Raw genomic sequence first — 25,760 nt, 5'->3', positions numbered from 1 at the left:
GCCGGGCGACGCATGCTGCATTTTCTTGCTGGAAATACTCCAGTGCCCGGCCTCAAACCGCGCAGCAGACGCCTGCGAAGGCGCTGACTGCGGGATGGTGTGGGAGGGCGGGACGCGCCCCGCCGCTCCAACCAGCCCTACTGCGGCGCTGCCTGGCTGGCGAATTGCTTCATCAGCACGCCTGCCGCCGTTTTCAGCCGGGGAAGGAAGCCGCCTTTGGGCACATCGCGCTCAGCCACCAGTGGCACGGTGATCGCTTCCATGTCGGGCAGGGTCACGGTGAGCTGTGCCACCTCATCGCCCGCCACCACGGGCGCGCGCAACGGGCCCTCATAGCTCACCTCCGCCTTCAGGCTGTCCTGCGCAAGTGCAGGCATCAGCACATCAAGGTCGTTTGCCAGCACCAGCCCAACGCGGGGCTCTGCCCCGAGCCACACCGGCGCTTCGGCCACCCGGGTGCCCTCATCGGCCACGGTCTTCTGCACAAACTGGCGGAACGCCCAGTTGACGATGTTGATCGCCTCCTGCTTGCGGGCATCTTCCGAGGGCAGGCCGGTGATGACAAAAACGATCCGCCGGTTGCCCTGCTTGGCCGAGCCAACAAGCCCATAGCCCGCTTCGGAGGTATGCCCCGTCTTCAGCCCGTCCGCGCCAATGCCGAGCTTCAGCAGCGGGTTGCGGTTGTTGTGATTGGTCGGCACCCGCCCGTCGAACTCAAACTTCTCCATCCCGAAGTAGCCGTAATATTCGGGGAACTCGCGGATCAGCCGCAGCGCCAGAATGCCAAGGTCATGCATCGACATCCGCTGCCCCGGGTTGGGCCAGCCGCTGGCATTGGCGAAGGTGGAGTTTTCCATGCCAAGGTCGCGGGCTCGCTCATTCATCAGCCGGGCAAAGCCGTCTTCGGTGCCCGCCAGCCCCTCGGCCACCACCACGCAGGCGTCATTGCCCGATTGCACAACGATCCCCTTGATCAGCTGATCGACCGAGGGCCTGTCGGTGGTGTTGAGAAACATCGACGAGCCGCCCATGTTCTTGGCGCGCTCGCTCACGGTGAAGGTCGTGTCCAGCGTCACCCGCCCGTCGCGCAGCGCCTCGAACAGCATGTTCAGCGTCATCAGCTTGGACATGGAGGCCGGGGGCAGGGCGGTGTCGGCGTTTTTCGACAGCAGGATCGTGCCCGTCGTCTCGTCGACCACCCAGGCCGAGGTGGCGCGGGTCTCGAAAGCGGCGGCGGCGGTGGTTGCGGCGGCAATGACCGCAGCGGCAATCAATGTTGCGAAGCCGTGGAGGCGAAGCATGGGGGCGGAAGTCCTTTCCTGTCCGGCCCCGGCGCGACTGGCCGGGGGGTGGTGCAGGGCGGGGCTTGGCTTGCGGCTGAGTCCCGCCTCAGTTGCTCACAAAATACGCGTCCTGGAAGCCCATCGCCTTAACTTTTTTGAGAAGTGCCTCGCGATCGGCGGCACTATGCGCAGGGCCGATCACGACACGCCAGAATGTCTTGCCGGCGCTCTGCTGCTCATAGACGGTGGGCACCACGCCGGACTTGCGCATATTGGCGGCGGTGCGATTTGCGTTGTCCTCGACCGAGAAGATCCCGATCTGCACATAGTTCTTGCCACCCGACGGCTTGGGCCCGGCTGCCTTAGGGGCAGGCGCGGTGGCCGCTGCGGCGGTGGGGGCAAGCGGTGCTGCGGAAATCTCGGGCGTCGCCGTGCCAGCCGGGGCCACGGGGGGCGCGGCATCGGGGGCGGCAGAAATCGTGGCATCAGCCTTGGCGCGACGCGTGTTCTTGCCCTTCAGGCGCTGCCAGAAGCCCTTCTTGGCCTTGGGTTCCGGGCCTGCGGCTGCGGCAGCGCTTGCGGTGTCGACAGCCGCGCCAGCGGCAGCGGCACCTGCGGCGCCCGTGCCCTCGGCCCGCGCAATGGCGGCCTCGGCAGAGGCCAGCGGCGCATCAAGCGATTTCTGCTCGATCGCTTCGGGCGCGGCGATGGTATCCGTGCTCACGGGGGCAGGGGCCGCAGCCGGTGCCGCCTCGGGCACCTCTTCGCGCACCAGTGCCACCACGTTCAGCTTGGTCGGCGCACCGGGCAACAGACCCAGCGCATTGGCCGCATCGGAGGAAAGCTGAAGCTTGGGCCCCGGGTTTTCGCGCTCGCGCTTGAACAGCGCGCCGATCACGAATTTTCCGTTGGTTTCATTGCGGATGATAACCCGCTCGGGCTCTTTCACATCGGGGTGGGCAATCCAGACCCCGCCGAGCGAAGGCCGCCCGTCCCAAAGCCCGTCTTCGGTTTTCGAGAAAACTTCGGGCGCTTCCACGTCCCGCTCCACCAGCTTGGTGGTTGCTGGACGGTCCACTGCCGCCGTTGCTGGCCCGTCGGCCTTCTTGCCGCCGAACTTCAGCCCCGTGCCATCTTCACAGGCCGTCAGCGCCAATACCGACACCGAAATCACACCTACATGAAGGAGTTTGCCCTTGCCCATGCTTCGCCCCTTTGTCCGCCTTTTGGTCGGGTCTTTGCCCGCCATGGCATTATTTGCCGCCGGTTTGCCCGGCTGAACTGCTCTCAGACGTCACAATACATACCACAGGGCCGCATGGGAACCCGGGATGTCATGGCCAAGCAGAAAATGGCGCGTAGGGTGTTGCCTTTTTCGCGCCACCGGGGTTTCTGGGCCGCGCCCCTCCCGGTCGGTGATTTGCGCCGCAGGGAAGGCAGAGCGGAAGCGTGGCCGAGTGGTTGAAGGCACTGGTCTTGAAAACCAGCAACGGGGAAACTCGTTCGTGGGTTCGAATCCCACCGCTTCCGCCACCTACCTGAAAGCGCACCGCACAGCGACCAGTTTGGGCGTCAAAAATGAGGGCGTTGGTCCTGATTGGCCGGACCAAGGGCGGCATGAATACAAAGCTGCACGCCATCTGTGACCGGCAGGGACGGCCGCTCAACCTGTTTGTGGCCGCCGGTCAGGTCAGCGACTATATTGGCGCGCTGGCTGTACTGAGCGGCCTGCCAAAGGCCGATTGGCTGCTTGGTGATCGTGGTTGCGACGCCGATTGGTTTAGAGAAACGTTGAAAGACAAGGGGATACGCGCATGCATCCCCGGTCGAAGGCGGTGCAAGAAGACCGTGAAATACGACAAGCGCCGCTAGAAACGCCGCAACAGGATCGAGATCGTGTTCAGCAGAGTGAATAACTGGCGTCGCGTCGCAACTCGATACGACAGTTTCCCAAAGGTCTTCCTCTCAGCAACCGTTATCTATTGGCTATAAGTCCTGACCCTATACATCAATCCATCCCGGCAGCGTCAGGGATATGGCCGGCACGAAGGACACCAGCATCAGCGCCACGAGGATGGCGAGGTAGAACGGCCAGATCGTCTTGACCGCCTGTTCCATCGGCAGCCGCCCGACCGAGCAGCCCACGAAGAGGCAGGCGCCCACCGGCGGGGTGCAGAGGCCGAGGCCGAGGTTCATCATCAGGATGATGCCGAACTGCAGCGGATCCAGCCCGATGCTGTAGGCCACCGGCAGGAAGATCGGCGTGCAGATCAGGATCAGCGCCGCCATGTCCATGATCATCCCTAGCACCAGCAGCACCACGTTGATCATGATCAGGATCAGGATCGGGTTCTCGGTGATGGTGGTGAGCAAGGTCACGGTCTTGTCGGGCACCCGGTAGAAGGTGAGCATGTAGGCGAAGGCCCCGGCACAGGCGATCAGGATCATCACCATCGCCGTGGTCCGGACCGAGCTTTTCACCGCGGTAATGAAGTTCTCCCAGGTCAGGCTGCGATAGACCAGCAGGGTGACGATGAAGGCGTAGATCGCGCCGAAGGCGCCGGACTCGGTCACGGTGAAGATGCCCGAGAGGACACCGCCCACGATGATGACCGCGGTGAAGAGGCCGGGCAGGGCGGCGATGAAACTGAGAAAGAGCGAGGTGAAGCCGGGGAAGACCTCGGCCTGGTAGCCCCGGCGCACGGCCACGACATAGGCGGCGACAGCAAGGCAGAGGCACATCAGCATCCCCGGCACCACGCCCGCCATGAAGAGCTTTGAGATCGAGATGCCACCGCCCGCTGCAATGGCATAGATGATCATGTTGTGGCTGGGCGGAATGACGATGCCCGCGATCGAGGAGGTGACGGTCACGTTCACCGCGTAATCGGCGTCATAGCCCTTTTCCTTCATCACCGGGATCAGGATGGAGCCGAGCGCCGAGATGTCTGCCACTGCCGATCCGGAGATGCCGCCGAAGAGCATCGAGGAGAAGACGTTGACGATCCCGAGCCCGCCACGCACCGCGCCCACCGCGGCCGAGGCGAAGCGGACCAGCCGCATGGCGATGCCGCCATGAAACATCAGCTCGCCCGCGAAGATGAAGAAGGGGATCGCCATGAGCGAGAACACGTTGATGCCCGCGATGATGCGCTGGTAGCCGATCATCAGCGGCAGCCCCTCGAACCAGAAGGCCGCGATGGCGGAGATGCCCAGAGCGAAGGCGACAGGCGCGCCGATGGCCACGCAGAGCGCGAACATCCCCAGCAGAACGAAAATTCCCATGTCGGCGGGGTCCTATTGAATGAGGTCTTTGCGCCAGTCCCGCCCGAGCACGAAGCGGAGCAGGTGGCCGAGGGTGAAAAGCACGATGAGCCCGCCGCCGATAGTGAGCGGCAGCGAGCGCAGCCCCTCCGGCACGTGGATCAACGGAATCGACGAGCCCCATTTGAAGAGGGTGAGCTTGGCCCCGTAGAAGGCCATCAGGGCGCCGAAGCCAAGCAACAGCAAATCGGCCAGAAGCACCAGGCCGTTGCGGATCCAGAGCGGTACCGAGGTGCGCAGGGCCATGACGGAGAGGTGCGAGTTTTCGTGGACGCCCACTGCGCTGCCAAGGAAGGCGATCACCATGATGAGCAGCAGTGCCACCTGCTCGACCCATGTGGGCGTGGCGTTGAGCACGTAGCGCCCGAAGACGAGCCAGCCGAAGATGACCGTGAGCACCACCAGCGACAGGCCGGTAACGAGGCGGCAGAGGCTGGCAATCATGTCGAGGCCACGGTTGAGGTGTCCCAGCCAGGCCGGGGTGTCGTCGGGAAGCGGCGGTATCATGAGAGGCCCTCGGAAGGAGTGTGCCCGCCCCGGTGTCGGGGGCGGGCGCGGACTGTCGTTCAGATCACTCGGTGCCCTGGATCAGCTCGACCAGCGGGCGCAGGTTGGGGTTGGTGCCGAGGTAGGCCTCATAAACCGGCGCCATCGCTTCCTGGAAAGGGCCCTTGTCGGCGATCTCGTTGATCGTCACGCCGGCAGCCTCCACCTTCTCGCGGCTGGCGGCCTCGCGCTCGTTCCACAGCTGACGCTGCATCTCGGCCGATTCCTGCGCGGCCTCGGTCAGCGCGGTCTTCTGCTCGTCGGTCAGCCCGTTGTAGACATCGGCGTTGATGCAGATGCACTCGGGAATGATCAGGTGCTGGCTCAGCGAGTAGTAACCCGCAACCTCGAAGTGCCCCGTCGACTCGTAGGAGGGCCAGTTGTTCTCGGCCCCGTCCACCACGCCGGTCTTCAGCGCCTGATAAACCTCGCCAAAGGCCATGGGCGAAGGGTTGCCGCCCAGTTCCGAGATCATCCCCGAGTAGAGATCGTTGTTCATCACCCGCACCTTCAGGCCCTGAAGGTCGGCCGGCGTGTTGATCGGCTTGTCGGTGTTGTAGAACGAGCGTGCGCCTGCATCGTACCAGGCCAGCGGCACCAGGCCCTTGGCGGTCATGCCCTCGGCCATCATCTGGCCGGCCTCGCCGCCAAGCACGCGGAACATGTGGTCCACGTCCTTGAAGATGAAGGGCAGCGAAACCACGTTGGCCTCTGGCGCGATGGGCCCGATCGGGCCGAGGTTGAAGTTGCCGATCTCGAGGCCGCCGAGGCGCACCTGCTCGATTGCGTCGGGCTGGTCGCCCAGCGTGCCGCCATGGAACATCTGAAGCGTGATCTCGCCACCGGTCTTTTCGGACACGAGCTCGGCGAACTTGTCCATCGCAACGGTGTTCGGGTAGCCCTCGACGTGAATATTCCAGCCTCGCCACTCAGCGGCAGAGGCCGCTCCGGCCAGCACGGTGATGGCCGCGGCGGCCCCCATGAGCGTGGTATTGATTAGCTTGTTCATTAATATTCCTCCCGGTCGTTTTGTTGTCCGCCCTTGATTCTGTCACGCCCGGAGGCTGCGCAGAAGGGCAATTTAACTCGTTTTAATAGGTCCATGCGGAAATCGCGCCGCACTAAGTCTCCTCCCGCTGGTATGCAGAACTAATATATCAGACGAGTCAACAGGCTTCTTTCATCGTAAGCCAATCGCGCGGGTTTTCCTCTTGCGGGAAGCTGCGCTCGGCGTTCGGTGGGAAGGTCGCGCACGTTCTCCATGAAGATATCCGCGTGGGCGCGATCCTGCTCAACCGGCTCGAGATGCGCGGCAGCACCATGATCCACGAATGGTCATCGCCAGCCCGAACTCAGCTTGTCCGCTGCCCGCCCCATTGATCTCACAGGCCCCGCCGATCAGACTTTGCCAGCGCGAGCTGTAAAGATGGCCAAAGACATCAGTCAACGTGCATGTTAGGGCTAACATACCAAGTATGAAAGGACGTGGCGCATGGCGAACGGGCAGGATTGGTGGCGGGGGTCCGTCACGTATCAGATCTACCCAAGATCTTTCATGGACGCCGATGGCGACGGGATCGGTGATCTGAAGGGCATCGCCCAGCGGCTGGATCATGTTGCCAGCCTTGGCGTGGATGCGATCTGGCTCAGCCCGGTCTTTCCCTCGCCGATGGCGGACATGGGCTATGACGTGTCCGACTACACCGATATCGACCCGACCTTCGGCACGCTGGAGGACTTTGACGCGCTGGTCGACAAAGCCCATTCGCTTGGCCTCAAGGTCATCATCGACCAGGTGCTCAGCCACGCCTCCGACCAGCACCCCTATTTCACCGAAAGCCGCCAGAGCCGCGACAATCCCAAGGCGGATTGGTTTGTCTGGGCCGATCCAAAGCCCGATGGCACGCCGCCCAACAACTGGCTGGCGATCTTCGGCGGGTCGTCCTGGGAGTGGGATGCGCGGCGGCGGCAGTATTACTTCCACAACTTCCTGCGCGAACAGCCGGATTGGAACTTTCACAATCCCGAGGTGCAGGATTACCTGCTGGACTGTGTCCGCTTCTGGCTCGACCGCGGGGTTGATGGCTTCCGGCTCGACACCGTCAACTTTTACGTCCACGACCAACTGCTGCGCGACAACGCCGCAAACCCCTCGCCCTGGGCGCAGGAGGCCGTACGGCCGTTTGAAATGCAGTACACGCTGTTTTCCAAGAACCGGCCAGAGAACATCGCCTTTCTGGAGCGGCTGAGGGCGCTGCTGGATGAATATGAGGGGCGCACCATGGTGGGCGAGGTGGGCGACAGCCACCATTCGATCGACCTCATGGGCGAATACACCTCAGGCTCCAACCGTCTCCACATGGCCTACAGCTTTGAACTGCTGGGGCCGGATTTTTCGCCCAAGCACTTCCGCAGCCGTATCGAGGCGTTCTTCAAGGGCGCACCCGATGGCTGGCCGTGCTGGGCCTTCTCCAACCATGATGTGCCGCGCCATGTGGGGCGCTGGCTGGAGCACGCGGGCGATCAGGAGGCACTGGCCAAACAGGCCGCCGCCCTGTTGCTCAGTTTCGAAGGCTCGATCTGTATTTATCAGGGCGAGGAGCTGGGGCAGGTCGATACCGTGCTGAGTTTCGAAGAGCTGACCGATCCGGAGGGCATCAACTTCTGGCCGGAAAAGACCGGGCGCGATGGCTGCCGCACACCGATGGTGTGGGAGGCGAATGCGCCGAATGGCGGCTTTTCAATCGCCAACAAAACCTGGCTGCCGGTGAAGCCGCCACAGCAGGCGCGCGCGGTTTCGGCCCAGGGCGAGAACAGCGTGCTGGCGTTCTATCGCGCCATGCTGGCCCTGCGCCGGGCCGAGCCCGATCTGCGGCTCGGAAACACGAGCTTTGTGGATTTCCCCGAACCGGTGCTAGGCTTCCAGCGAGGAGACAGCTTGATGTGCATCTATAACCTATCGCCAGAGCCCGTCACCGTTGATCTGCCGAGCCAGATCATCCCGGTTCTTGAGCAAGCGGCGGAGGTTGGCGACAGCTCCCTCTCGCTCGGGCCAAACGGCTTTGTCATCGGAAGGCTGGCGTAATGGCCGAGGCCGGGGCGAGCACCACGCCGCGCGCGCTCCCGCCGCATATGAGCGAGGGCGATGTTGAAGCTCTGCTTCATGCACGCCACGACCGGCCATTCGATGTTCTTGGCGTGCACAAGAGCGGGCGCAAAGCCTGGTGCGTGGCGCTGGTGCCAGATGCCACCTCGGTGGTGGCGAAGGTCGGGCGCAAGAGCGTGCCGCTCGAGCGTTTGGAAGGCCCGCTCTTTGCCGCGCAGGTGCCCAACTCGAAATCGGCACATTCGCTAACGGCGCAGTTCGAGGATGGGGCGAGCTGGGCGTTTGAAGATCCCTACAGGTTTGGCCCGGTCCTTCAGGATATGGACCAATACCTGATCGGCGAGGGCACGCACCGGCATCTCTGGAAGGCGCTCGGTGCCCATGTGACAGAGCTGGAGGGCGTGGCGGGCACGCATTTCGCCGTCTGGGCGCCCAATGCTGCGCGGGTGTCGGTCGTGGGGAACTTCAACAACTGGGACGGCCGCCGCCACCCGATGCGCCGGGTGGGCGTGTCGGGCGTGTGGGAGATCTTTCTGCCCGGTCTCGGGGAGGGCGACCTCTACAAATACGAGATCGCGCCGACCGAGGGCGCACCCTTCCTCAAGGCCGACCCTGTGGGCTTCGGGGCGCAGCACCCGCCCGAAACCTCTTCCGTCATCCGCGATATCTCGGGGTATGGCTGGTCGGATGAGGATTGGATGGCAACCCGCGGCGACAAGCAGCGCCGTGAGGAGCCAATGTCGATCTACGAGGTGCATCTCGGCTCATGGCGGCGGGCCGAGGATGGGCGCAGGCTCTCCTACAAGGAACTGGCGCGCGAGTTGGTGGACTACGCCAAATGGATGGGCTTCACGCATCTTGAGTTTTTGCCGATCAGCGAATTTCCGTTTGATGGTTCATGGGGCTATCAGCCGCTGGGCATGTATGCCCCCACGATCCGCTTTGGGCCGCCACATGAGTTTCGGGATCTGGTGGAGGCCGCCCATAAGGCGGATTTGGGCGTGATCCTTGATTGGGTGCCCGGGCACTTCCCGGAAGACGCCCACGGCCTCGCCCGTTTCGACGGCACCCACCTTTACGAGCATTCCGACCCGCGCGAAGGCTTCCATCAGGACTGGAACACGCTGATCTACAATTACGGGCGCACCGAGGTGAAAAACTACCTTACCGCCAACGCCTTGTATTGGCTGAGCGAATACCATGTCGACGGGCTGCGCGTGGATGCTGTCGCCTCCATGCTCTACCGCGATTACTCGCGCGCGCAGGATGCCTGGGTGCCCAACAAGGACGGCGGGCGCGAGAACTACGAGGCCATCGACTTTCTGAAGGAGATGAACACGCTCTGCTATGGCGAGGTGGAGGGCATCATGACGGTGGCCGAGGAATCCACCGCCTTTCCCGGCGTCTCCGCCCCGGTGGATGCGGGCGGGCTCGGCTTTGGCTTCAAATGGAACATGGGGTGGATGAACGACACCCTGCGCTACATCGAAAAAGACCCGATCCACCGTAAGTACGATCATCACCTGATGACGCTGCCGATCGACTATTCCTTTTCGGAAAATTTCATTCTGCCGATCAGCCATGACGAGGTGGTGCACGGCAAGGGCTCGATGATCGAGAAGATGCCGGGCGACGAATGGGAAAAATTCGCCAACCTGCGCGCCTACTACGGCTACATGTGGGGGCATCCGGGCAAGAAGCTGCTCTTCATGGGCTGCGAGTTTGGCCAGTGGAGCGAATGGAACCATGATGTTTCGCTCGATTGGGACGCCCTGCATGGCGAAAAGCAGCGCGGCCTCCAGAGCCTTGTACGTGATCTGAACCACCTGCACCGCAACACACCCGCGCTGCACCGGCGCGATTGTGACCCGTCTGGGTTTCGCTGGATCGCCAATGATCCAGAGCAGTCGCTCTCGGCCTTTGCCCGCTTCGGCGAGGAGGGGGACGCGCCGGTGGTGGTGGTCTGCAACTTCACGCCGGTCGAGCGCAACTGGCGCATCGGCGTGCCACGTCCGGGAACCTGGGAGGAGGTTCTCAACTCGGATGCTGCGGCCTATGGCGGCGGCGACCGGGGCAATGGCGGCGCTGTCCAGAGCCAAGCGGGCGACTGGGACGGGCTGCCGCAATCAATCGAACTCAAGGTGCCGCCTCTGGCCACCCTGATGCTTCGGCTCAAGGATTAAGGGAGGAAACGGACATGGTCGAAACCAAGAGGTTGTCTCAACGCTCGATGGCATTCGTGTTGGCAGGTGGGCGCGGCTCGCGCTTGAAAGAGCTAACCGACCGGCGGGTCAAACCGGCCGTGTATTTCGGCGGCAAAACCCGGATCATCGACTTCGCCCTGTCCAACGCCGTCAATTCCGGCATCCGCCGAATGGCTGTGGCCACCCAGTACAAGGCGCATTCGCTCATCCGCCACTGCCAGCGCGGCTGGAACTTCTTTCGCGCCGAGCGCAACGAGTTTCTCGATATCCTGCCCGCCTCGCAGCGCGTGTCGGAGTCGATGTGGTATCGCGGCACCGCCGATGCGGTGACCCAGAACATCGACATCGTCGACAGCTATGGCATTGACTACATCGTAATCCTTGCAGGCGATCATATCTACAAGATGGACTACGAGATCATGCTGGAGCAGCACGTCAAGGCCGATGCCGACGTGACGATTGGCTGCCTGACGGTGCCGCGCAAGGACGCCTCGGCCTTCGGGGTGATGGCGGTGGATACCGAAAGCCGCATCACCTCCTTCCTTGAAAAGCCCGCCGATCCGCCCGCCACGCCGGAAGACCCCACCAAGGCTCTGGCCTCTATGGGGATCTACGTTTTCAAATGGAGTTTCCTGCGCGAGCTGCTGCTGGCCGATGCCGAAGATACCAACTCCTCGCATGATTTCGGCAATGATTTGATCCCCGACATCGTGACGAACGGCAAGGCCATCGCCCACCGCTTCGATGACAGCTGCGTACGCGCCGAGGGCGCGCCGAGCTACTGGCGCGATGTCGGCACGCTCGATGCCTTCTGGGAGGCCAATATCGACCTTACCGACTTCACCCCCGAGCTTGATCTCTGGGATAGGGACTGGCCGATCTGGACCTATTCCGAGTCTGCCCCGCCAGCCAAGTTCATCCATGACGAGAAAGACCGCCGGGGCGTGGCGATCTCGTCGATGGTGTCGGGCGGCTGCGTCATTTCGGGCACCGAAGTGCGCAACTCGCTGCTGTTCACGCAGGTGCATACCAATTCCTACGCCGTGCTCGATCATTCGGTCGTCTTGCCCGATGTGGTCGTCCACCGCTCGGCCCGGCTGCGCAAATGCGTGATCGACCGGGGCGTCGAAATCCCCAAGGGCCTCGTGGTGGGTGAAGATCCGGTTGAAGACGCCAAGTTCTTCCGCGTCACCGAAAAGGGGACAACCCTTATCACCGCAGACATGGTTGCCAAATGGGAAGCTGCCCAGTGATCAAGGTTCTATCCGTCGCTTCCGAGTGCGCGCCACTCATCAAGACCGGCGGATTGGCCGATGTGGCCGGGGCTCTGCCTGCCGCCCTGCACGCGCACGGCGTCGAGATGCGCACCCTCTTGCCGGGCTACCCGGCGGTGATGGCGGCGCTGGGCAAGGCCACGGAGGTGGCACAGATCGACGGCTGCTTTGGCGGCGCGGCCCGCTTGCTTGCGGGGCAGGCGGCGGGGCTGGAGCTGCTGGTGCTTGATGCGCCGCATCTGTTTGACCGGGCCGGCAGCATCTACCTTGGCCCGGACGGCCTCGACTGGCCCGACAATCCCGAGCGCTTCGCTGCGCTCAGCCGCGTGGCGGCGGATATTGCCGCTGGCGAGCTTGGGGCGTGGCGGCTCGATCTGGTGCATTGTCACGACTGGCAGGCGGGGCTCGTGCCCTACTATCTCAAGCGGGGCGCGGCGGAGCCGGTGCCAAGCATCCTGACGGTCCACAACATCGCCTTTCAAGGCCACGCCCCGATGGCCCGCGCCCGCGCTCTGGGAATTGCCAAGGCCGACCAGAGCAAGGATGGCGTGGAATACTGGGGGCAGATTTCGGCGCTCAAGGCCGGGCTGGTCTTTGCCAATCACCTCACCACCGTCTCGCCGACCTACGCCGAAGAGTTGATGACGCCAGAGTTCGGCATGGGGCTGGACGGGGTGCTGCGCAGCCGCCGCGCTGATCTGTCGGGCATCCTCAACGGCATAGATCTCACCGTCTGGTCGCCCGAGGTTGATAGCCACATCCACACCTACAAAACGCCACGCGGCAAGCTGGCCAACAAGAAGGCCCTGCGCGCCGAATTTGGCCTGCCCGAAACCGATGGCCCCCTCTGCGTGGTGGTCTCGCGGATGACCGAACAAAAGGGGCTGGACCTGTTGCAACAGGCCTTGCCCGCGCTGCTTGGCGGCGGCGGGCAACTTGCGCTGCTCGGCTCCGGTGATCCGGGGCTGGAGGCGGCTTTTCAGGCGATGGACGATCCGAATGTTGCCGTGCGCCTCGGCTATGACGAGGCCCTCTCACACCGGATGATCGCCGGGGGCGACGCAATCATCGTGCCCTCCCGGTTTGAGCCCTGCGGGCTGACCCAGCTTTACGGGCTGCGCTACGGCACGGTGCCGGTGGTGGCCCTGACCGGCGGCCTTGCCGACACCGTCATCCCGATGACGCCAGCCACAATGGCCCGCGAGGTGGCCACCGGGCTGCAGTTCCACCCGATCACCGCAGAGGCGCTGGGCAACGCATTGTCTCGGCTTTGCACCCTTTTTCAGGCCCCCAAGCTGTGGTCAAAGGTGCAGCGCAACGCAATGGCGCACCCCGCTGGCTGGGGGCCATCCGCCGCTGCCTATGCCGCGCTCTATGCTGATCTGATCGAGGCCGCCTGATGACGTCAAACCAACTCAGTGCGGGCCGCCCGCACCCGCTTGGCGCAACATTTGATGGCCAGGGCGTCAACTTTGCCGTGTTTTCGCAGCATGCAACGCGGGTCACGCTCTGCCTGTGCGACGATCATGGCCACGAGACCTTTCTGATCGACCTTGTCGAACGCGAGGGGCACATCTGGCACGGTTATGTCGATGGGCTCCGCCCGGGGCAGCAATACGGCTACCGGGTGCATGGCCCCTATGCCCCGCAGGAGGGCCACCGGTTCAACCCGCACAAGCTGCTGATCGACCCTTATTCCAAGCAACTGACCGGGCACCTGCAATGGCATGATGCGCTCTATGGCTACGAGATCGGCCACCCGGATGAAGACCTCAGCTTCGACACCCGCGACAGCGCCCCGTACATGCCGAGATCGGTCGTGGCCGACCCCTCCTTTGCATGGGGGCGGCAGGAGCGGCTGCGGCTCGATACGCCTTGGGTCGATACGATCATCTACGAAGCGCATGTCAAAGGCCTGACCGCCATGCGCAAAGACATCCCCAACGCGGGCAAATTCCTTGCGATGGCCTCCGAGCCGATGCTGAGGCACCTGAAAGACCTCGGCGTAACCGCGATCGAGCTGATGCCCGTTCACGCCTCGGTTGATGACCGGTTCCTCGTCGACAAGGGGCTGAACAACTACTGGGGCTACATGACCTACGGGTTCTTCGCGCCCGATCCCCGCTTACTGAGCCGCAAAGAAATTTCCGAGTTTCAACAGATGGTTGCCCGGTTCCATTCCGCCGGGATCGAGGTGATCCTCGATGTGGTCTACAACCACACCGCCGAGGGTGACCAGCGCGGGCCAACACTGAGCTTCCGGGGCTTTGACAACGCCAGCTACTACCGGCTGGCCGAAGACAAGCGCTGCTACATCAACGACACCGGCTGCGGCAACACGCTCGATATGGATCATCCCTTCGTGCTGCGAATGGTCATGGATTCCCTGCGCTACTGGGTCGAAACCATGCATGTAGACGGGTTCCGCTTTGATCTGGCGGCCACATTGGCCCGCAGCGGTGGGCAGTTTGACCGTGACGGCGCCTTCTGCCGCTCCATCCGGCAGGATCCGGTACTCAACAAGGTCAAGATGATCGCCGAGCCTTGGGACGTGGGGCCTGATGGCTATCAGCTTGGGGCCTTCTCCTCGCCCTTCGCGGAATGGAATGACAAGTATCGCGACAATATCCGCAAGTTCTGGCGCGGCGATGCGCTGATCACCCGCAAGCTGGCCGGGCACGTGACGGGCTCGGCCATTCGGTTTGACCATGACGGTCGCCCTGCCACCACCTCGATCAATTTCGTCACCGCGCATGACGGTTTCACCCTGATGGACACCGTCAGCTACAACCACAAGCACAACGAGGCCAATGGCGAAGACAGCCGCGACGGGCATGATCACAACTGCTCGGACAATTGCGGTGAAGAGGGGCCGACCGACGATCCGGCAATCATCGCCAAGCGGGCGCGGCGGCGCAGAAATATCATGGCCACGCTGATGCTCAGTCAGGGCACGCCGATGATCCTCGCAGGCGACGAGTTGGGCAACTCGCAGGACGGCAACAACAACGCCTACTGTCAGGACAACGAGATCGGCTGGGTCAACTGGGACGAGGCCGATCCTGACTTCCTCGCCTTCTGCCGCCAGATCATCGCCTTTCGCAAGGCCACGCCGATCTTGCGGCAAAAGCGCTTTTTGCACTCACGCACGCGGGCCGTCGATGGCAAGCCCGATGTCTTCTGGCGCCGCGCCGATGGCAATGCGATGGCCGAGGAAGACTGGGGCCGCGATGATTTGCATTTCGTCGGCGTCGAGATGCGCATGGCCCGGGGCACCCCTGCCTATGAGCCACGCTTCGGCGCGGTCTATCTTGTGTTCAACGCCGGGGCCGCGCTGCGGGTCGCCTTGCCAGAGACCTTGCCCGGCCACCGCTGGCGCCGCGTCATCGACACCTCCGGCCACAACGCGCAGCCGGCCCGCGCCGGGGTTGCCAACGTCGCCGAAGACAGCGTGGTGGCCTTCGAGCTCTGCCCAATCACCGACGGCAGGGATGTGGCGGTAGAACATCGTGGAAGGAGGGCCAAAGCATGAGCCGTAAAACGGTAGTAACGCAGCCGATCGCCGGGCAGATGCCGGGCACCAGCGGATTGCGCAAGAAAACCCGCATCTTCATGGAGCCGGGCTATCTGGAAAACTACGTGCAGGCCATCTTCGACGGCATTGGCGGTGTCGAGGGCAAGGTTCTGGTGGTTGGTGGCGACGGTCGCTATTTCAACGACACTGCCATCGAGACCATCCTGCGCATTGCCGAGGCCAACGGTGCGGCGCGCTGCATCGTGGGGCAGGGCGGCTTGCTCTCTACGCCCGCCGCATCGCACCTGATCCGCAAGCGCGGGGCCGATGGCGGCCTCATCCTATCGGCCAGCCACAACCCCGGCGGCCCGGACGAGGACTTCGGGCTCAAATACAACGGCCCTAACGGCGGCCCCGCGCCCGAAGGCGTGACCGACAAGATCTTCGCCCGCACGCAGGATATCGCCGCCTACCACATCTTCGATGGCGGCGCGGTCGCGCTTGAGCAAATCGGCACCAGCCAGCTCGGCGGCATGGAGGTCGAAATCGTCGATCCGGTGGCGGATTACGCCGAGTTGATGGCCGGGATTTTCGATTTTGAGGCCATTTCCGCCCTGTTCAAGGGTGGGTTTCGGGCCTGTTTCGATGCCATGCACGCCATCACCGGCCCCTATGCCCGTGACATCCTCGAAACCCGCCTTGGGGCACCTGCTGGCACGGTGATCAACGGCGTGCCGAAACCCGATTTTGGCGGCGGCCACCCGGACCCAAACCCGGTTTGGGCAAAGCCCTTGATGGACAGGATGTATGGCGAAGATGCGCCCGATTTCGGTGCCGCGTCAGACGGCGACGGCGACCGCAACATGATCGTGGGCGCCAACTGCTACGTCAGCCCATCTGACAGCCTCGCCGTTCTGGCCGATCTCGCCCATCTGGCCCCCGGCTATGCCGATGGCCTTGCCGGTGTCGCCCGCTCCATGCCCACCTCCGCCGCAGCCGACCGCGTGGCAGAGGCCAAGGGAATGGCCTGCTTCGAAACGCCCACGGGGTGGAAGTTTTTCGGCAACCTGCTCGATGCCGGGCGGGTGACGCTCTGCGGCGAGGAAAGCGCCGGGACAGGTTCAAACCACGTGCGCGAGAAGGACGGGCTTTGGGCGGTGCTGCTCTGGCTCAACATCCTCGCTGCGACAGGCAAATCCGTATCGCAGCTGATGGCCGATCACTGGGCGCGCTACGGGCGCAACTATTACTCCCGCCACGATTACGAGGCCGTCGAAACAGAGGCTGCCAATGGCCTGATGAACAGCCTCAGAGAGCGGCTTTCAACGCTCCCCGGCATGGAGGTCGCTGGCCTGACGGTGACCGAGGCAGACGAGTTTTCCTATCACGACCCGGTCGATGGCTCCGTTGCAAGAGGGCAGGGGCTGCGGATTTTCTTTGAAGGCGGCGGGCGCGTGGTGTTTCGCCTCTCCGGCACCGGAACCGAGGGCGCAACCCTGCGGGTCTATCTCGAACGGCTCGAAACCTCCCCCAACGCCCTGCACCAAGATCCGCAAGCGGCGCTGGCCCCGATCATCGAGGCCGCAGACGCGCTTGCGGGCATTTCGCCGTGCACCGGTCGCAGCAAGCCGGACGTTATCACCTAAGGCCCCGCCGCCTTGGGAGTTTCCGCGCCGCAATCTGCCCACGCCCCAAGGCGCGGGTTAGCCAGCGCCCGGGCCGTTCAGATGTGCGGCAACAAAACCGTCGTCAATCGCGCGGGCCACAAACCTGTCTAGGGCAGAAATCAGCGGGTTTTGCGGGCCGGGCAGCACCATTGTCTGCTCCACCTTGGTCAGAACCCCGGGCAGAATGCGAACCTCCCTGTCACCCTTGAAGTAACGCTCCAAGGAGGCGCGCACCCCGGCCACCACATCGCCGCGCCCGTCGCGAAACTCGGCAAAACTCTCAGTGGGCGTGCCGGAATGCTCCAGCCGGGCATGGGCCAGATTGGCGCTGAGATACATGTCATAGGCTGAGCCGGTCGAGGTGAGCACCGTCACGCCGGGGCGGTCTGCGTCCTTTATGTCAAGGATGGCACTGCCCGCCCGCGCGGCGTAGGTGGCTTCGATCACGTGGTAGGGCCGGGCAAAGCTGATGCGCTCTGCCCGCATCGCATCAATCGCCAAAAAGCCCACATCCCAGATACCCCGCCCGGCATCGGCAAAGACCTTGCCCGCCCCGCCGTAGATGACCGGCTCAAACCGGGCGCCGATCTCATCGGCAAGGCGGCGGGCGAGCGCGGGGCTGATGCCCTCAAGGCTGGCCCCGTTCTGTTGCACCAGCGCCCGGTTGCCTGTGTTGATCGCAGCCCGCAGCCGGCCGGAAGGTGCGATGGCAGCCAGATCAGCTTCGGCCATGCTATTGCCCCGCCGCACCCAGGCGCTTGATCTGCGCGTCACGCAGCAGGGCGGCGGTGCGGTAAAACCCATGCGCCATCTTGGAGTAGGGCAGGGTGAGAAAGAAGGCGAGCACAGCGCCAAGATGCAGCGCCAGCAGGCCCGGCACCAGCGGTGTGCCGGTTGCAGCGTAGAGCAAAAGGCCGGTCAGGCCGGTCACGCCAAGCAGCAGGATGAAGCCCATCTCACCTCCCCACACGCGGTGATATCCCAGCGCCGGATCGGCCTTTGTTTTTAGCCACGCAAGCCCACCGGTGCCGACAACAAGCAACAGACCGCCGGGGATGCCGAGCAGCTTGGGCAGGCTGAAGAGGGCGTAGGGCGCTTGCAGCCCGAGGAGGTAGTGCATCAAGGTACCCGAGGCGGTGGAGGCGAAGCACAGCAAGAAGCCCCAGAGCACCGCCTGATGCGCATGGCGCCGCGCGTTCGAGAAGCGGTCACCCTTTTCGAAGTTGCAGCCTTGCCCCTGTCCGCCATCAAGGTTGCGCATCTGGCCAATCATCCGCCCCGCCTCGACCCAATCCGCCAGCACAATGCGCCGCCCGCCCACCTCGCGCCAGTAGCCGCGCAGGCTGATGGCCATGGAGAGCAGCGGCAGCAGGAAGGCCGGGGCGAAGATCGCCACCATCGCGGCGTGCGAGAGGTAGGCGTAAAAGCCCTCGCCCGCGCCGCCAATAGCCGAGAAGGCCCAAAACAGCGCCGCGATGCCTACCACCAGCGCAGCCGCCAAAGCGGTGCCTTGGCGTTGAAACAGCCGGGCGAAGGCCCCCGGCCATGCGTGGCGCTCCCAACTTTCGCTGCGCGCTTCGGCCAGTGCGGCAGGCAGGTTGAGCGCAAACTCATGCGGCTCGGTATACTGGCAGGCGTAGTAGCAGCCCCGGCAGTTGTGGCAGAGGTTGGCCAGCTGCGTGATGTCGCCGCCGTCAAAGGCGCGCTCCTTGAACATCGCCGGAAAGACCGAGCAATACCCCTCGCAGTAGCGGCAGGCGTTGCAAATCTCGATCTGGCGCGCGGCCTCGCCCTGCGCCTCTGTCAGGGGGGCGGTAAGGTCAACTGACATGGCCTGCGGCCTCCTGTCCTGCAATGCGTCCGAAGACGGTGCCAATCGTCATGCCGAAGCCGGCAAGATAGCCTTGGCCAAGGATCGACCCGGCCATGATCTCGCCCGCCGCCCAAACGTTTTCCAGCGGGTGCTCCGGCCCCTGCACGCGCGCGCCCTCGTCAACCCGCAGCCCAAGGTAGGTGAAGGTCACGCCGGGGCGCAGCGAGTATCCGTAGAAAGGCGGCTCGTTGATCGGGCGGGCCCAATTTGTCTTGGGCAGCTCCAGCCCCTCGGTGGCCAGCCCATCAAGCTCGGTGGGGTGGAAGGCACCGGGGCGGCAGGAGTCGTTGAAGCTTGAGATCGTCTCGGCGAGCTTGGCCTCGGGCAAGCCCATCTGCTGCGCCAGCTCTTCGATGGTCTCTGCCTTGATCGGTGGAAAGACCGACGGCATGAAGAGCTCTAGGGATTTGGAGTCGATGATCGCATAGCCCACCTGCTCGGGCTGCGCTGCCACCAGCCGCCCCCAAATGGCATAGCGCTTCGGCCAAACATCCTCCCCCTCGTCGTAAAACCGCTCGCCATCGCGGTTGACCACCACCGAAAAGGGCACGCAATCGAGCCGGGTGACGATGCCGCCGTCAAACTTTGGCGCGCGCCCGTCGATGGCCACGGCATGGCATTGGGTCGGGTCGCCCACACTCTGCGTGCCCTGATCGAGCATGTCTCGCAGCACGACACCACGGTTATAGGGCGTTCCGCGGATCAGGAAGTTGCGCGCCGCAGGCCCCCAAGCCCGCGCAAGCCAGTCGATATCACCCTGAAATCCGCCAGAGGCCAGCACGGCCGCCTTGCCCGCCATTCGCCGCGTTGTGCCGCCTATCCGCACATCCACCGCGTCAAACCGGCCGCCCTCAAGGTGCACATGGGTCACCTCCGCGTCGTAGAAAACCTGCACCCCAAGGTCTTCGGCGGTGTTGTAATAGGCATTCACCAGCGCCTTTCCTCCTCCGAGAAAAAACGCATTGGTCCGCGACAGCGACAAGGTGCCAGAGAGTGAGGGCTGAAACCGAACGCCATGCGCTTCCATCCACGGCAGGCAGGATTCCGACTGGCGGATCACCATACGGGCCAAGGCCTCGTCGGTTTCGCCCTTGGTGACGCGTAGTAGATCGTCAAAGTACTCATCTTCGCCGTAAGCATCTGTCAGCACCGAAAGCGGCCCATGATGCATGCAGCGAAAATTGCGGGTGTGGCGAGAGTTGCCGCCCCGGTGCGACTTGGGCGCGCTCTCCAAAATGGCAACCCGGCAGCCACGCTCGGCGGCTTCGATCGCGGCGCAGAGCGCAGCATTGCCGCCCCCGACAACGATCACATCCCAAAGGTCGGCTTCATCGCTCATGTCTGTTGTCTCATCTGCTTCAGGCGGGCGCCGTGCGCGGCCATGATGTGACCGCGCATCGCCCGCTCTGCGGCGTCTTCGTCGCGGGCTTGCAGGGCCGCGAGAATGGCGGCGTGCTCGTTCAGCGCATCTTCTGCGCGCTGGTCTTCGCGCAGGGTGGAGGGGCCGAGTATGAGAAGCGTCGTGTGAATCGAGGCCACTGCCTTTTTCAGAAAGCGGTTGCGCGCCGCATCCAGAAGCGCGGCGTGAAATTGCCGGTTGAGCACATAAACGTCGCCATCCCCTGTTGCCATTGCCTGCTGGATGGAGGCCAGTTCTGCCAGTTCGACTTCCGAGGCGGCGCGGGCGGCAAAACGCGCGGCGGTGCTCTCCAGCACGGCGCGCATATCGTAAAGCTCCGATATCTCGGCATGATCCAGCCGCCGGATAGCCGCCCCCACGCGCGGCACATGGCTCACCACGCCATCGCTCTCAAGCTGGCGGATCGCCTCGCGCACCGGGGTGCGAGAAAACCCGAGCCGCTTGGCAAGCTCCACCTCCATCAGCCGATCTCCGGGCAGCAGGCGGCCTGCGCGGATCTCTTCGAGAATCCGGCGATGGGCCTCTTGCCCCTGTGAAAGCTCCGGCGGCTTCTGGTCGATCATGCTGTGCTCCTTGCACAGATTGAATACCTGTGTATGCATGGGGATGCAATATAGGATCAGACCATGCCTGCCACGCCCGCCCCCGACCCAGCCCCCGCTCCCCGCACCAACACCTCCCGCCGGATCGAAACCGCGCTGATTGCCGCCGGTGGCGTGGCGCTGTTCATGGCGCTCGGGCTGCCCTTGCCCTTTCTCTTCGGCCCGCTCTTTGGCTGCCTTGGCGCGGCCTTGCTGCAACGCCCGCTCAAGGGCTTCGGCCAAATTTCCACCGGCTTCCGCACCATTCTGGGCGTGGCCGTCGGCGCATCGCTCACCCCCGATGTGATCGCCGCGCTGCCTGCAATGGCGGCCTCGCTGGCCTTCATCCCGCTCTACATCATCGCCATCGGGCTGATCGGCGTGCCCTATTTTCACCGCGTCCACGGGTTTGACCGGGTCACATCATGGTATGCCGCCATGCCCGGCGGGCTGCAGGATATGATCATCTTCGGCACCGAGGCGGGGGGCAATCCGCGCGCCCTGTCTCTGATCCACGCCACGCGGGTGATGATCATCGTCACCGTCGCCCCGGTCATCCTGACCTTCGGCTTCGGCTCCGCGCTGACCAATGACATCGGCGCCCCGGCCACCGAGATCCCGCCGCTGGAGCTGCTGCTGATGGCCGCCGCGGCGTTGGTCGGGTGGAAGGGCGGCGAGCGGATCGGGCTGTTCGGCGCTTCCATCCTCGGGCCGATGATCGTGACCGCAATCCTCAGCCTCTCAGGCCTGATCCACGCCCGCCCCCCGGCCGAGGCGATCCTTGCGGCCCAGTTCTTCATCGGCATAGCGATCGGCGTTGGCTACGTTGGCATCACGCTGGTCGAGCTGCGGCGCGTTGTGCTGGCGGGTGTGGTCTTTGTGCTGATCCTCGCCGTGCTGGCGACGATCTTTACCGAAATCGTCGTGCTTCTGGGGCTGGCACCGCAGGTCGAGGGCTTCCTTGCCTTCGCGCCGGGGGGGCAGGCCGAAATGACGGTGCTGGCCATCGTCGCGGGGGCTGACCTTGGCTTTGTCATCGTGCATCATCTGGCCCGTGTCTTTCTCGTCATCACCGGCGCCCCGCTGGCCGCGCGGTTCTTGATGCCCTCTCGAAAGGATGAACCATGAGTTTCACCACGCGCCCGGAGTTGCAGGGCACCTTCGGCGTCTGCGCGTCTACCCATTGGATTGCCACAGCCGTCGGCATGAAGATGCTCGAGGCGGGCGGCAATGCCTTTGACGCGGCCGTTGCCATGGGCTTCACGCTCAACGTGGTGGAGCCGCATCTGAACGGGCCGCTGGGCGATATGCCCGCGCTGATCTGGCCCGCCGGTGCGCAGGCCCCGTCGGTGATCTGCGGGCAGGGCCCGGCCCCCGCAGGGGCAACGCTGGCAAAGTATCGCGCCGAAGGGCTGGAGCTGATCCCCGGCGCGGGGCTGCTGGCAACGGTGATCCCCGGAGCCTTCGATGCGTGGATGGTGATGTTGCTGGAGCACGGCACCATGCCCCTGCGCGAGGTGCTTGAGCCGGCAATCCACTACGCCGCAGAGGGCCACCCGATGCTGGCGAGCGTATCCGCGATGATCGCGCAGAACGCCGAACTGTTCCGTGAGCACTGGCCAACCTCCGCTGACACATGGCTCAGCGATGGCGAAGCCCCCGCGCCGGGCGCCCTGTTTCGAAACCCTCAGCTGGCGGCCTTCTGGAGGCGGCTGCTGGACGAGGCGGAAGCCGTGCAGGGGCGCGAGGCGCAGATCGCGGCCGCCCGAAAGGCGTTTGCCGAGGGCTTCGTGGCCAGCGCGATTGAGGACTACCTGCAAGATGCCTGCGTGCTTGATGGCACCGGCGAGCGCCGCAAGGGCGTCTTGAGCGGGCAGGACATGGCCGGTTGGCGGGCCACCACCGAACCCGCAGTGTCGGTCGATTACCACGGCTGGCAGGTCTGGAAGGCCGGGCCGTGGTCGCAGGGGCCGTCCCTGCTGCAATCGCTGAGGCTGCTGGAGGCGCAGGGCTTCGGGGCCGAAGACCCGCTCTCGGACGTTGCCGTTCACCGCATTGTCGAAACCCTCAAGCTGTCGATGGCCGACCGTGAAGCCTATTACGGCGACCCCGATCACAGCGCGGTGCCGATGGAGGTGTTGCTGTCGCCCGCATACGCCGCGCGGCGCGCCGCGCTGATCGGCGAGGCGGCCAGCATGGCGCAGCGCCCCGGCGAGGTTGAGGGCTTCGAGGCGCAGGCGCGGGCCTTTGTCGAGCGGGCCGCGAGGGTGCAGCCCAGCGATGCCGGGATCGGCGGCGGGGAGCCAACCTTTGCGCATCTCGCCTCCACGCCCAAACCTCCGGCGGAGGGAGACACGGTGCACGTCGATGTCATCGACCGCTGGGGCAACATGGTATCGGCCACGCCCTCGGGCGGCTGGCTGCAATCCAACCCGGTGGTGCCCGGCCTTGGCGTGCCGCTCAACAGCCGTGCGCAGATGTTCTGGCTAGACGAGGGCCTGCCAACAACGCTCGCCCCCGGTCGCCGCCCGCGCACCACGCTCACGCCGTCAATGGCCCAGCGGCCCGATGGCAAGCGGCTCGCTTTCGGCACGCCCGGTGGCGACCAGCAGGACCAGTGGCAGCTCACCTTCCTGCTCCGCCTCGTGCATCAGGGCATGAACCTGCAAGCCGCCATCGACGGGCCGCTATTCCACACCCAGCACCTTCAGGCGAGCTTCTATCCGCGCGGCTGCAAACCCGGTGTGGTGATGATCGAGCCAAACTTTCCGGCCCCCACGCTGGAGGCCCTGCGCGGGCGGGGTCACCTGTTGAACGTGGCAGAGCCGTGGTCGATCGGGCGGCTCACGGCAACGAGCCGGTCACCGGAGGGGGTGTTGAAGGCCGCCGCAACGCCGCGCCTCATGCAGGCCTACGCCGCCGGGCGGTGAGCGGCGCGTTCAGGTCGCGCGCGGCAGGCTGATCTCCACGCCAAAGCCCTCGCCGGAGGGTTCCACCGTCAACCTGCCGCCGTGGCGCACCGCCACGGCCTCGGCAATCGACAGTCCAAGCCCGCTGCCCGGCCCCGACCGCGCCTGCCCGAACCGCGAGAGGATCTTGGGCACTTCGCTGGCGGCCACGCCGCGCCCGTTGTCGCGCACCGTAACACGGGCCCTTTCGTCGGCCTGCAGGGCGAGGGAGACCCTCGTCATTCCGGGCCCGCCATGCATGAGCGCATTGTCGAGCAGGTTGGTCACAGCCTCACCCAGCATGATCGTATCGCCCAGCACAGGCAGCTCGCCTTCTGGCAGATCGACCTCCAACTCCAAGCCACGCGCTTTGGCCTTTGGCGCAAAGCCCGCCGCCACACCGGCGGCGATTTCTGCAAGGTTGAGGCGTTCAAACCCCTCCGTGCCGCTCTCGGCCCGCGCGCGCTCCAGCGTGAGCAGCCGGTTGGCCAATTGCCCCGCAGCATCAGCCTCGGTGGCCAGGTCTTCGGCCCGTTCCCGCGCGGCCTCCAACGACGGGGCGGTGAGGATGGCGGCGGCCAAGGCCTGCAACCCGGCAATCGGATTGCGCAGCTGATGCGCGGCATCCGAAACGAAGGCCGCCTGCGCCTCCATGCTCGCGCCGAGCTTGGTGAACAGCGTGTTCAGACGCCCCACCAGGCCTTGGGTCTCTTCGGGCACGGCCCGGCGGATCGGGCTGAGGTCTTCCGGGGAGCGCCGCGAGATCGCCTCTTCGAGATCGGTCAGCGGTTTCAGCCCGTGGCGCACCCCGAACCAGACAAGCAACGCCACCGCACCGATGAGCGAGGCAATCACCGCGCCCGCCCGGAGCGCCAGTTGCAGGGCAAACTGGTTGCGCGCAGCCATGCTTTGCCACACCGTCGTGGTGAACGTGCCGGAGATGCCGCCAATGCTGGCCTCTGTCTTGAGCCGCAAAACCCGCACGCGCGCGCCCTTGTAGAGTGCATCGGTGTATAGGTAGGTCACATCCTGTGGCAGCCGCCGGTCTACCGGGATCGGCGGCACCGCATAACCCACCACCAGCACCCCATCGGGCGCGTAAACATGATACCGCACCGCGCCGCCTGCCGTTTCGCCAAGCAGCCTTTCGGTGTCGGGCGAAATCGCATCGCCATCTAGCAGCGCCACATCGCGCGAAACCGCCAAAGCGGTGAACATCAGGTTGCGATCAAAAAACTCGGTCGCCGTCCGTCGCGCCGCCTCGACCCGCCAGATGCCCACGATCAGCCCCAGCACCAAGAGCGGTGTCAGGATGATCAGCAGCAGACGCAGGCGCAGTGAATGGGTCAAGTGCGCTCCCGCAAACTGTAGCCAAGCCCGCGCTGCACCCGAATGTCCAAACCCGCCGGTGCCAGCTTCTTGCGCAGCCGTGAAACATGGGCCTCAATCGAGGTTTCGCCCACATCCGCGCCGGTGCCATAGACCTGATCCAACAGGGCCGCCTTAGATACTACGCCCCCGCGTGCCCGTAACAGCGCCTCCAGCACCGAAATCTCGCGCCGGGGCAGGGCAAGCAGCTTGCCGTCCAGCTCAACCTGACGCGTTTCGGGCATGAACCGCAGCTTGCCCAGGGCAAGCTCAACCTGAGGCACCTGCGCGATCCGCCGCGAAAGCGCCCGCACCCTTGCTTCCAGCTCGTCCATCTCGAAAGGTTTGACAAGGTAGTCATCGGCACCGGCATCCAGCCCATGCACCCGGTCGGATGTCTTGTCGCGGGCGGTCAGCAACAGCACGGGCCGCTGATCGCCACGCAGGCGCATCTCACGCAAAATCGCCAGCCCGTCGAGCCCCGGCAGGTTGATGTCCAGTATCACGATGTCATTGGCGTCGCTGCGCAGAAAGTCAGCAGCCTCCATCCCGTCGTGCAGCAAGTCGGTTGCATGGCCACGGTCCTGCATTCGCCACGCTATCCCCTTCGCCAGGGCCTTGTTGTCATCGACGATGGCAATCCGCATCTGTT

19 protein-coding genes, 1 tRNA gene and 1 pseudogene are annotated in these 25,760 nt (G+C 64.4%); 10 read left to right on the top strand and 11 right to left on the bottom strand.

What is annotated here, in order from left to right; all coding sequences use genetic code 11:
* Positions 1–137: 137 nt before the first annotated feature.
* On the bottom strand, positions 138–1,301 hold the full coding sequence (locus tag ACXAG6_RS15535) for a D-alanyl-D-alanine carboxypeptidase family protein (protein ID WP_475338688.1): 1,164 nt from the start codon (positions 1,299–1,301) through the stop codon (positions 138–140).
* 88 nt (positions 1,302–1,389) lie between these two features.
* Positions 1,390–2,487, bottom strand: a complete 1,098-nt coding sequence (locus ACXAG6_RS15530; RefSeq protein WP_475338687.1) for an SPOR domain-containing protein — start codon at positions 2,485–2,487, stop codon at positions 1,390–1,392.
* Between the two features lie 239 nt (positions 2,488–2,726).
* Here ACXAG6_RS15530 and ACXAG6_RS15525 point away from each other — a divergent pair.
* Both ACXAG6_RS15525 and ACXAG6_RS15520 read left to right on the top strand, forming a co-directional pair.
* A tRNA-Ser gene (locus tag ACXAG6_RS15525) sits at positions 2,727–2,816 on the top strand.
* Positions 2,813–3,275 (top strand): annotated as a pseudogene (locus tag ACXAG6_RS15520) (IS5 family transposase); the annotation flags it as partial. The gene ACXAG6_RS15525 and the pseudogene ACXAG6_RS15520, both read left to right, overlap by 4 nt.
* Positions 3,276–3,284: 9 nt before the next feature.
* On the opposite strand, the gene ACXAG6_RS15515 reads toward ACXAG6_RS15520, so the two are convergent.
* From ACXAG6_RS15515 to ACXAG6_RS15505, 3 genes are all read right to left on the bottom strand, one after another.
* Positions 3,285–4,568, bottom strand: coding sequence for a TRAP transporter large permease (locus ACXAG6_RS15515; protein WP_475338686.1), 1,284 nt, complete (start codon positions 4,566–4,568; stop codon positions 3,285–3,287).
* 12 nt (positions 4,569–4,580) lie between these two features.
* Positions 4,581–5,114, bottom strand: coding sequence for a TRAP transporter small permease (locus ACXAG6_RS15510; RefSeq protein WP_475338684.1), 534 nt, complete (start codon positions 5,112–5,114; stop codon positions 4,581–4,583).
* Between the two features lie 64 nt (positions 5,115–5,178).
* On the bottom strand, positions 5,179–6,162 hold the full coding sequence (locus ACXAG6_RS15505) for a TRAP transporter substrate-binding protein (protein ID WP_475338683.1): 984 nt from the start codon (positions 6,160–6,162) through the stop codon (positions 5,179–5,181).
* A 483-nt stretch (positions 6,163–6,645) separates the two neighbouring features.
* Here ACXAG6_RS15505 and ACXAG6_RS15500 point away from each other — a divergent pair, with 483 nt between their 5' ends.
* From ACXAG6_RS15500 to ACXAG6_RS15475, 6 genes are read left to right on the top strand one after another with little or no spacing between them, the layout of a single operon-like run.
* Positions 6,646–8,238, top strand: coding sequence for an alpha-glucosidase (locus tag ACXAG6_RS15500; RefSeq protein WP_475338682.1), 1,593 nt, complete (start codon positions 6,646–6,648; stop codon positions 8,236–8,238).
* A 47-nt stretch (positions 8,239–8,285) separates the two neighbouring features.
* Positions 8,286–10,442, top strand: coding sequence for a 1,4-alpha-glucan branching protein GlgB (gene glgB, locus ACXAG6_RS15495; protein ID WP_475339077.1), 2,157 nt, complete (start codon positions 8,286–8,288; stop codon positions 10,440–10,442).
* A 14-nt stretch (positions 10,443–10,456) separates the two neighbouring features.
* On the top strand, positions 10,457–11,716 hold the full coding sequence (glgC, locus tag ACXAG6_RS15490) for a glucose-1-phosphate adenylyltransferase (protein WP_475338680.1): 1,260 nt from the start codon (positions 10,457–10,459) through the stop codon (positions 11,714–11,716).
* On the top strand, positions 11,713–13,137 hold the full coding sequence (gene glgA, locus ACXAG6_RS15485; RefSeq protein ID WP_475338679.1) for a glycogen synthase GlgA: 1,425 nt from the start codon (positions 11,713–11,715) through the stop codon (positions 13,135–13,137). Before glgC ends, glgA begins: the two co-directional genes overlap by 4 nt.
* A complete protein-coding gene (gene glgX / locus ACXAG6_RS15480; RefSeq protein ID WP_475338678.1) occupies positions 13,137–15,269 on the top strand; it encodes a glycogen debranching protein GlgX in 2,133 nt (710 codons plus the stop codon). Before glgA ends, glgX begins: the two co-directional genes overlap by 1 nt.
* Positions 15,266–16,897 (top strand): alpha-D-glucose phosphate-specific phosphoglucomutase, encoded by a 1,632-nt coding sequence (locus tag ACXAG6_RS15475; protein WP_475338677.1) that lies wholly within the window; start codon positions 15,266–15,268, stop codon positions 16,895–16,897. Before glgX ends, ACXAG6_RS15475 begins: the two co-directional genes overlap by 4 nt.
* Before the next feature lie 57 nt (positions 16,898–16,954).
* On the opposite strand, the gene ACXAG6_RS15470 is transcribed toward ACXAG6_RS15475, so the two are convergent.
* From ACXAG6_RS15470 to ACXAG6_RS15455, 4 genes are read right to left on the bottom strand one after another with little or no spacing between them, the layout of a single operon-like run.
* Positions 16,955–17,650: a transporter substrate-binding domain-containing protein gene (locus ACXAG6_RS15470; protein ID WP_475338675.1), complete on the bottom strand. Its 696-nt coding sequence runs from the start codon at positions 17,648–17,650 to the stop codon at positions 16,955–16,957.
* A 1-nt stretch (position 17,651) separates the two neighbouring features.
* Positions 17,652–18,749 (bottom strand): tricarballylate utilization 4Fe-4S protein TcuB, encoded by a 1,098-nt coding sequence (gene tcuB / locus ACXAG6_RS15465; RefSeq protein ID WP_475338674.1) that lies wholly within the window; start codon positions 18,747–18,749, stop codon positions 17,652–17,654.
* Entirely contained in the window at positions 18,739–20,130 is a 1,392-nt protein-coding gene (tcuA, locus tag ACXAG6_RS15460; RefSeq protein ID WP_475338673.1) for an FAD-dependent tricarballylate dehydrogenase TcuA, read from the bottom strand. Before tcuA ends, tcuB begins: the two co-directional genes overlap by 11 nt.
* On the bottom strand, positions 20,127–20,774 hold the full coding sequence (locus ACXAG6_RS15455) for a GntR family transcriptional regulator (RefSeq protein WP_475338672.1): 648 nt from the start codon (positions 20,772–20,774) through the stop codon (positions 20,127–20,129). The genes tcuA and ACXAG6_RS15455 overlap by 4 nt, the downstream gene beginning before the upstream one ends.
* 63 nt (positions 20,775–20,837) lie before the next feature.
* On the opposite strand from ACXAG6_RS15455, the gene ACXAG6_RS15450 reads away from it, so the two are divergent.
* Both ACXAG6_RS15450 and ACXAG6_RS15445 read left to right on the top strand, forming a co-directional pair.
* Complete coding sequence (locus ACXAG6_RS15450; RefSeq protein ID WP_475338670.1) at positions 20,838–21,920, top strand: AbrB family transcriptional regulator; 1,083 nt, start codon at positions 20,838–20,840, stop codon at positions 21,918–21,920.
* Positions 21,917–23,722 (top strand): gamma-glutamyltransferase family protein, encoded by a 1,806-nt coding sequence (locus ACXAG6_RS15445; protein WP_475338669.1) that lies wholly within the window; start codon positions 21,917–21,919, stop codon positions 23,720–23,722. The genes ACXAG6_RS15450 and ACXAG6_RS15445 overlap by 4 nt, the downstream gene beginning before the upstream one ends.
* Before the next feature lie 9 nt (positions 23,723–23,731).
* On the opposite strand, the gene ACXAG6_RS15440 is transcribed toward ACXAG6_RS15445, so the two are convergent.
* Positions 23,732–25,090 carry a sensor histidine kinase gene (locus ACXAG6_RS15440; RefSeq protein ID WP_475338668.1) on the bottom strand — a complete coding sequence of 453 codons (1,359 nt, stop codon included), beginning with the start codon at positions 25,088–25,090 and terminating at the stop codon, positions 23,732–23,734.
* Positions 25,087–25,755, bottom strand: a complete 669-nt coding sequence (locus ACXAG6_RS15435; protein WP_475338666.1) for a response regulator transcription factor — start codon at positions 25,753–25,755, stop codon at positions 25,087–25,089. The genes ACXAG6_RS15440 and ACXAG6_RS15435 overlap by 4 nt, the downstream gene beginning before the upstream one ends.
* Positions 25,756–25,760 lie beyond the last annotated feature (5 nt).

The sequence above is a fragment of the Vannielia sp. ABF1_015 genome (assembly GCF_056160745.1).
Note: the sequence above shows the minus strand (reverse complement) of the source record. Positions and strands in the feature narration are given on the sequence as shown.

Bases quoted from the DNA above. Each gene is read 5' to 3' on its own strand.
- ACXAG6_RS15535 (WP_475338688.1), bottom strand. From the start codon at position 1,301: ATGCTTCGCCTCCACGGCTTCGCAACATTGATTGCCGCTGCGGTCATT.
- glgX (WP_475338678.1), top strand. From the start codon at position 13,137: ATGACGTCAAACCAACTCAGTGCGGGCCGCCCGCACCCGCTTGGCGCA.
- ACXAG6_RS15505 (WP_475338683.1), bottom strand. From the start codon at position 6,162: ATGAACAAGCTAATCAATACCACGCTCATGGGGGCCGCCGCGGCCATC.
- ACXAG6_RS15435 (WP_475338666.1), bottom strand. From the start codon at position 25,755: ATGCGGATTGCCATCGTCGATGACAACAAGGCCCTGGCGAAGGGGATA.
- ACXAG6_RS15500 (WP_475338682.1), top strand. From the start codon at position 6,646: ATGGCGAACGGGCAGGATTGGTGGCGGGGGTCCGTCACGTATCAGATC.
- ACXAG6_RS15470 (WP_475338675.1), bottom strand. From the start codon at position 17,650: ATGGCCGAAGCTGATCTGGCTGCCATCGCACCTTCCGGCCGGCTGCGG.
- ACXAG6_RS15475 (WP_475338677.1), top strand. From the start codon at position 15,266: ATGAGCCGTAAAACGGTAGTAACGCAGCCGATCGCCGGGCAGATGCCG.
- ACXAG6_RS15530 (WP_475338687.1), bottom strand. From the start codon at position 2,487: ATGGGCAAGGGCAAACTCCTTCATGTAGGTGTGATTTCGGTGTCGGTA.
- ACXAG6_RS15515 (WP_475338686.1), bottom strand. From the start codon at position 4,568: ATGGGAATTTTCGTTCTGCTGGGGATGTTCGCGCTCTGCGTGGCCATC.
- glgC (WP_475338680.1), top strand. From the start codon at position 10,457: ATGGTCGAAACCAAGAGGTTGTCTCAACGCTCGATGGCATTCGTGTTG.
- ACXAG6_RS15510 (WP_475338684.1), bottom strand. From the start codon at position 5,114: ATGATACCGCCGCTTCCCGACGACACCCCGGCCTGGCTGGGACACCTC.
- tcuB (WP_475338674.1), bottom strand. From the start codon at position 18,749: ATGTCAGTTGACCTTACCGCCCCCCTGACAGAGGCGCAGGGCGAGGCC.
- ACXAG6_RS15450 (WP_475338670.1), top strand. From the start codon at position 20,838: ATGCCTGCCACGCCCGCCCCCGACCCAGCCCCCGCTCCCCGCACCAAC.
- glgB (WP_475339077.1), top strand. From the start codon at position 8,286: ATGAGCGAGGGCGATGTTGAAGCTCTGCTTCATGCACGCCACGACCGG.
- tcuA (WP_475338673.1), bottom strand. From the start codon at position 20,130: ATGAGCGATGAAGCCGACCTTTGGGATGTGATCGTTGTCGGGGGCGGC.
- ACXAG6_RS15455 (WP_475338672.1), bottom strand. From the start codon at position 20,774: ATGATCGACCAGAAGCCGCCGGAGCTTTCACAGGGGCAAGAGGCCCAT.
- ACXAG6_RS15445 (WP_475338669.1), top strand. From the start codon at position 21,917: ATGAGTTTCACCACGCGCCCGGAGTTGCAGGGCACCTTCGGCGTCTGC.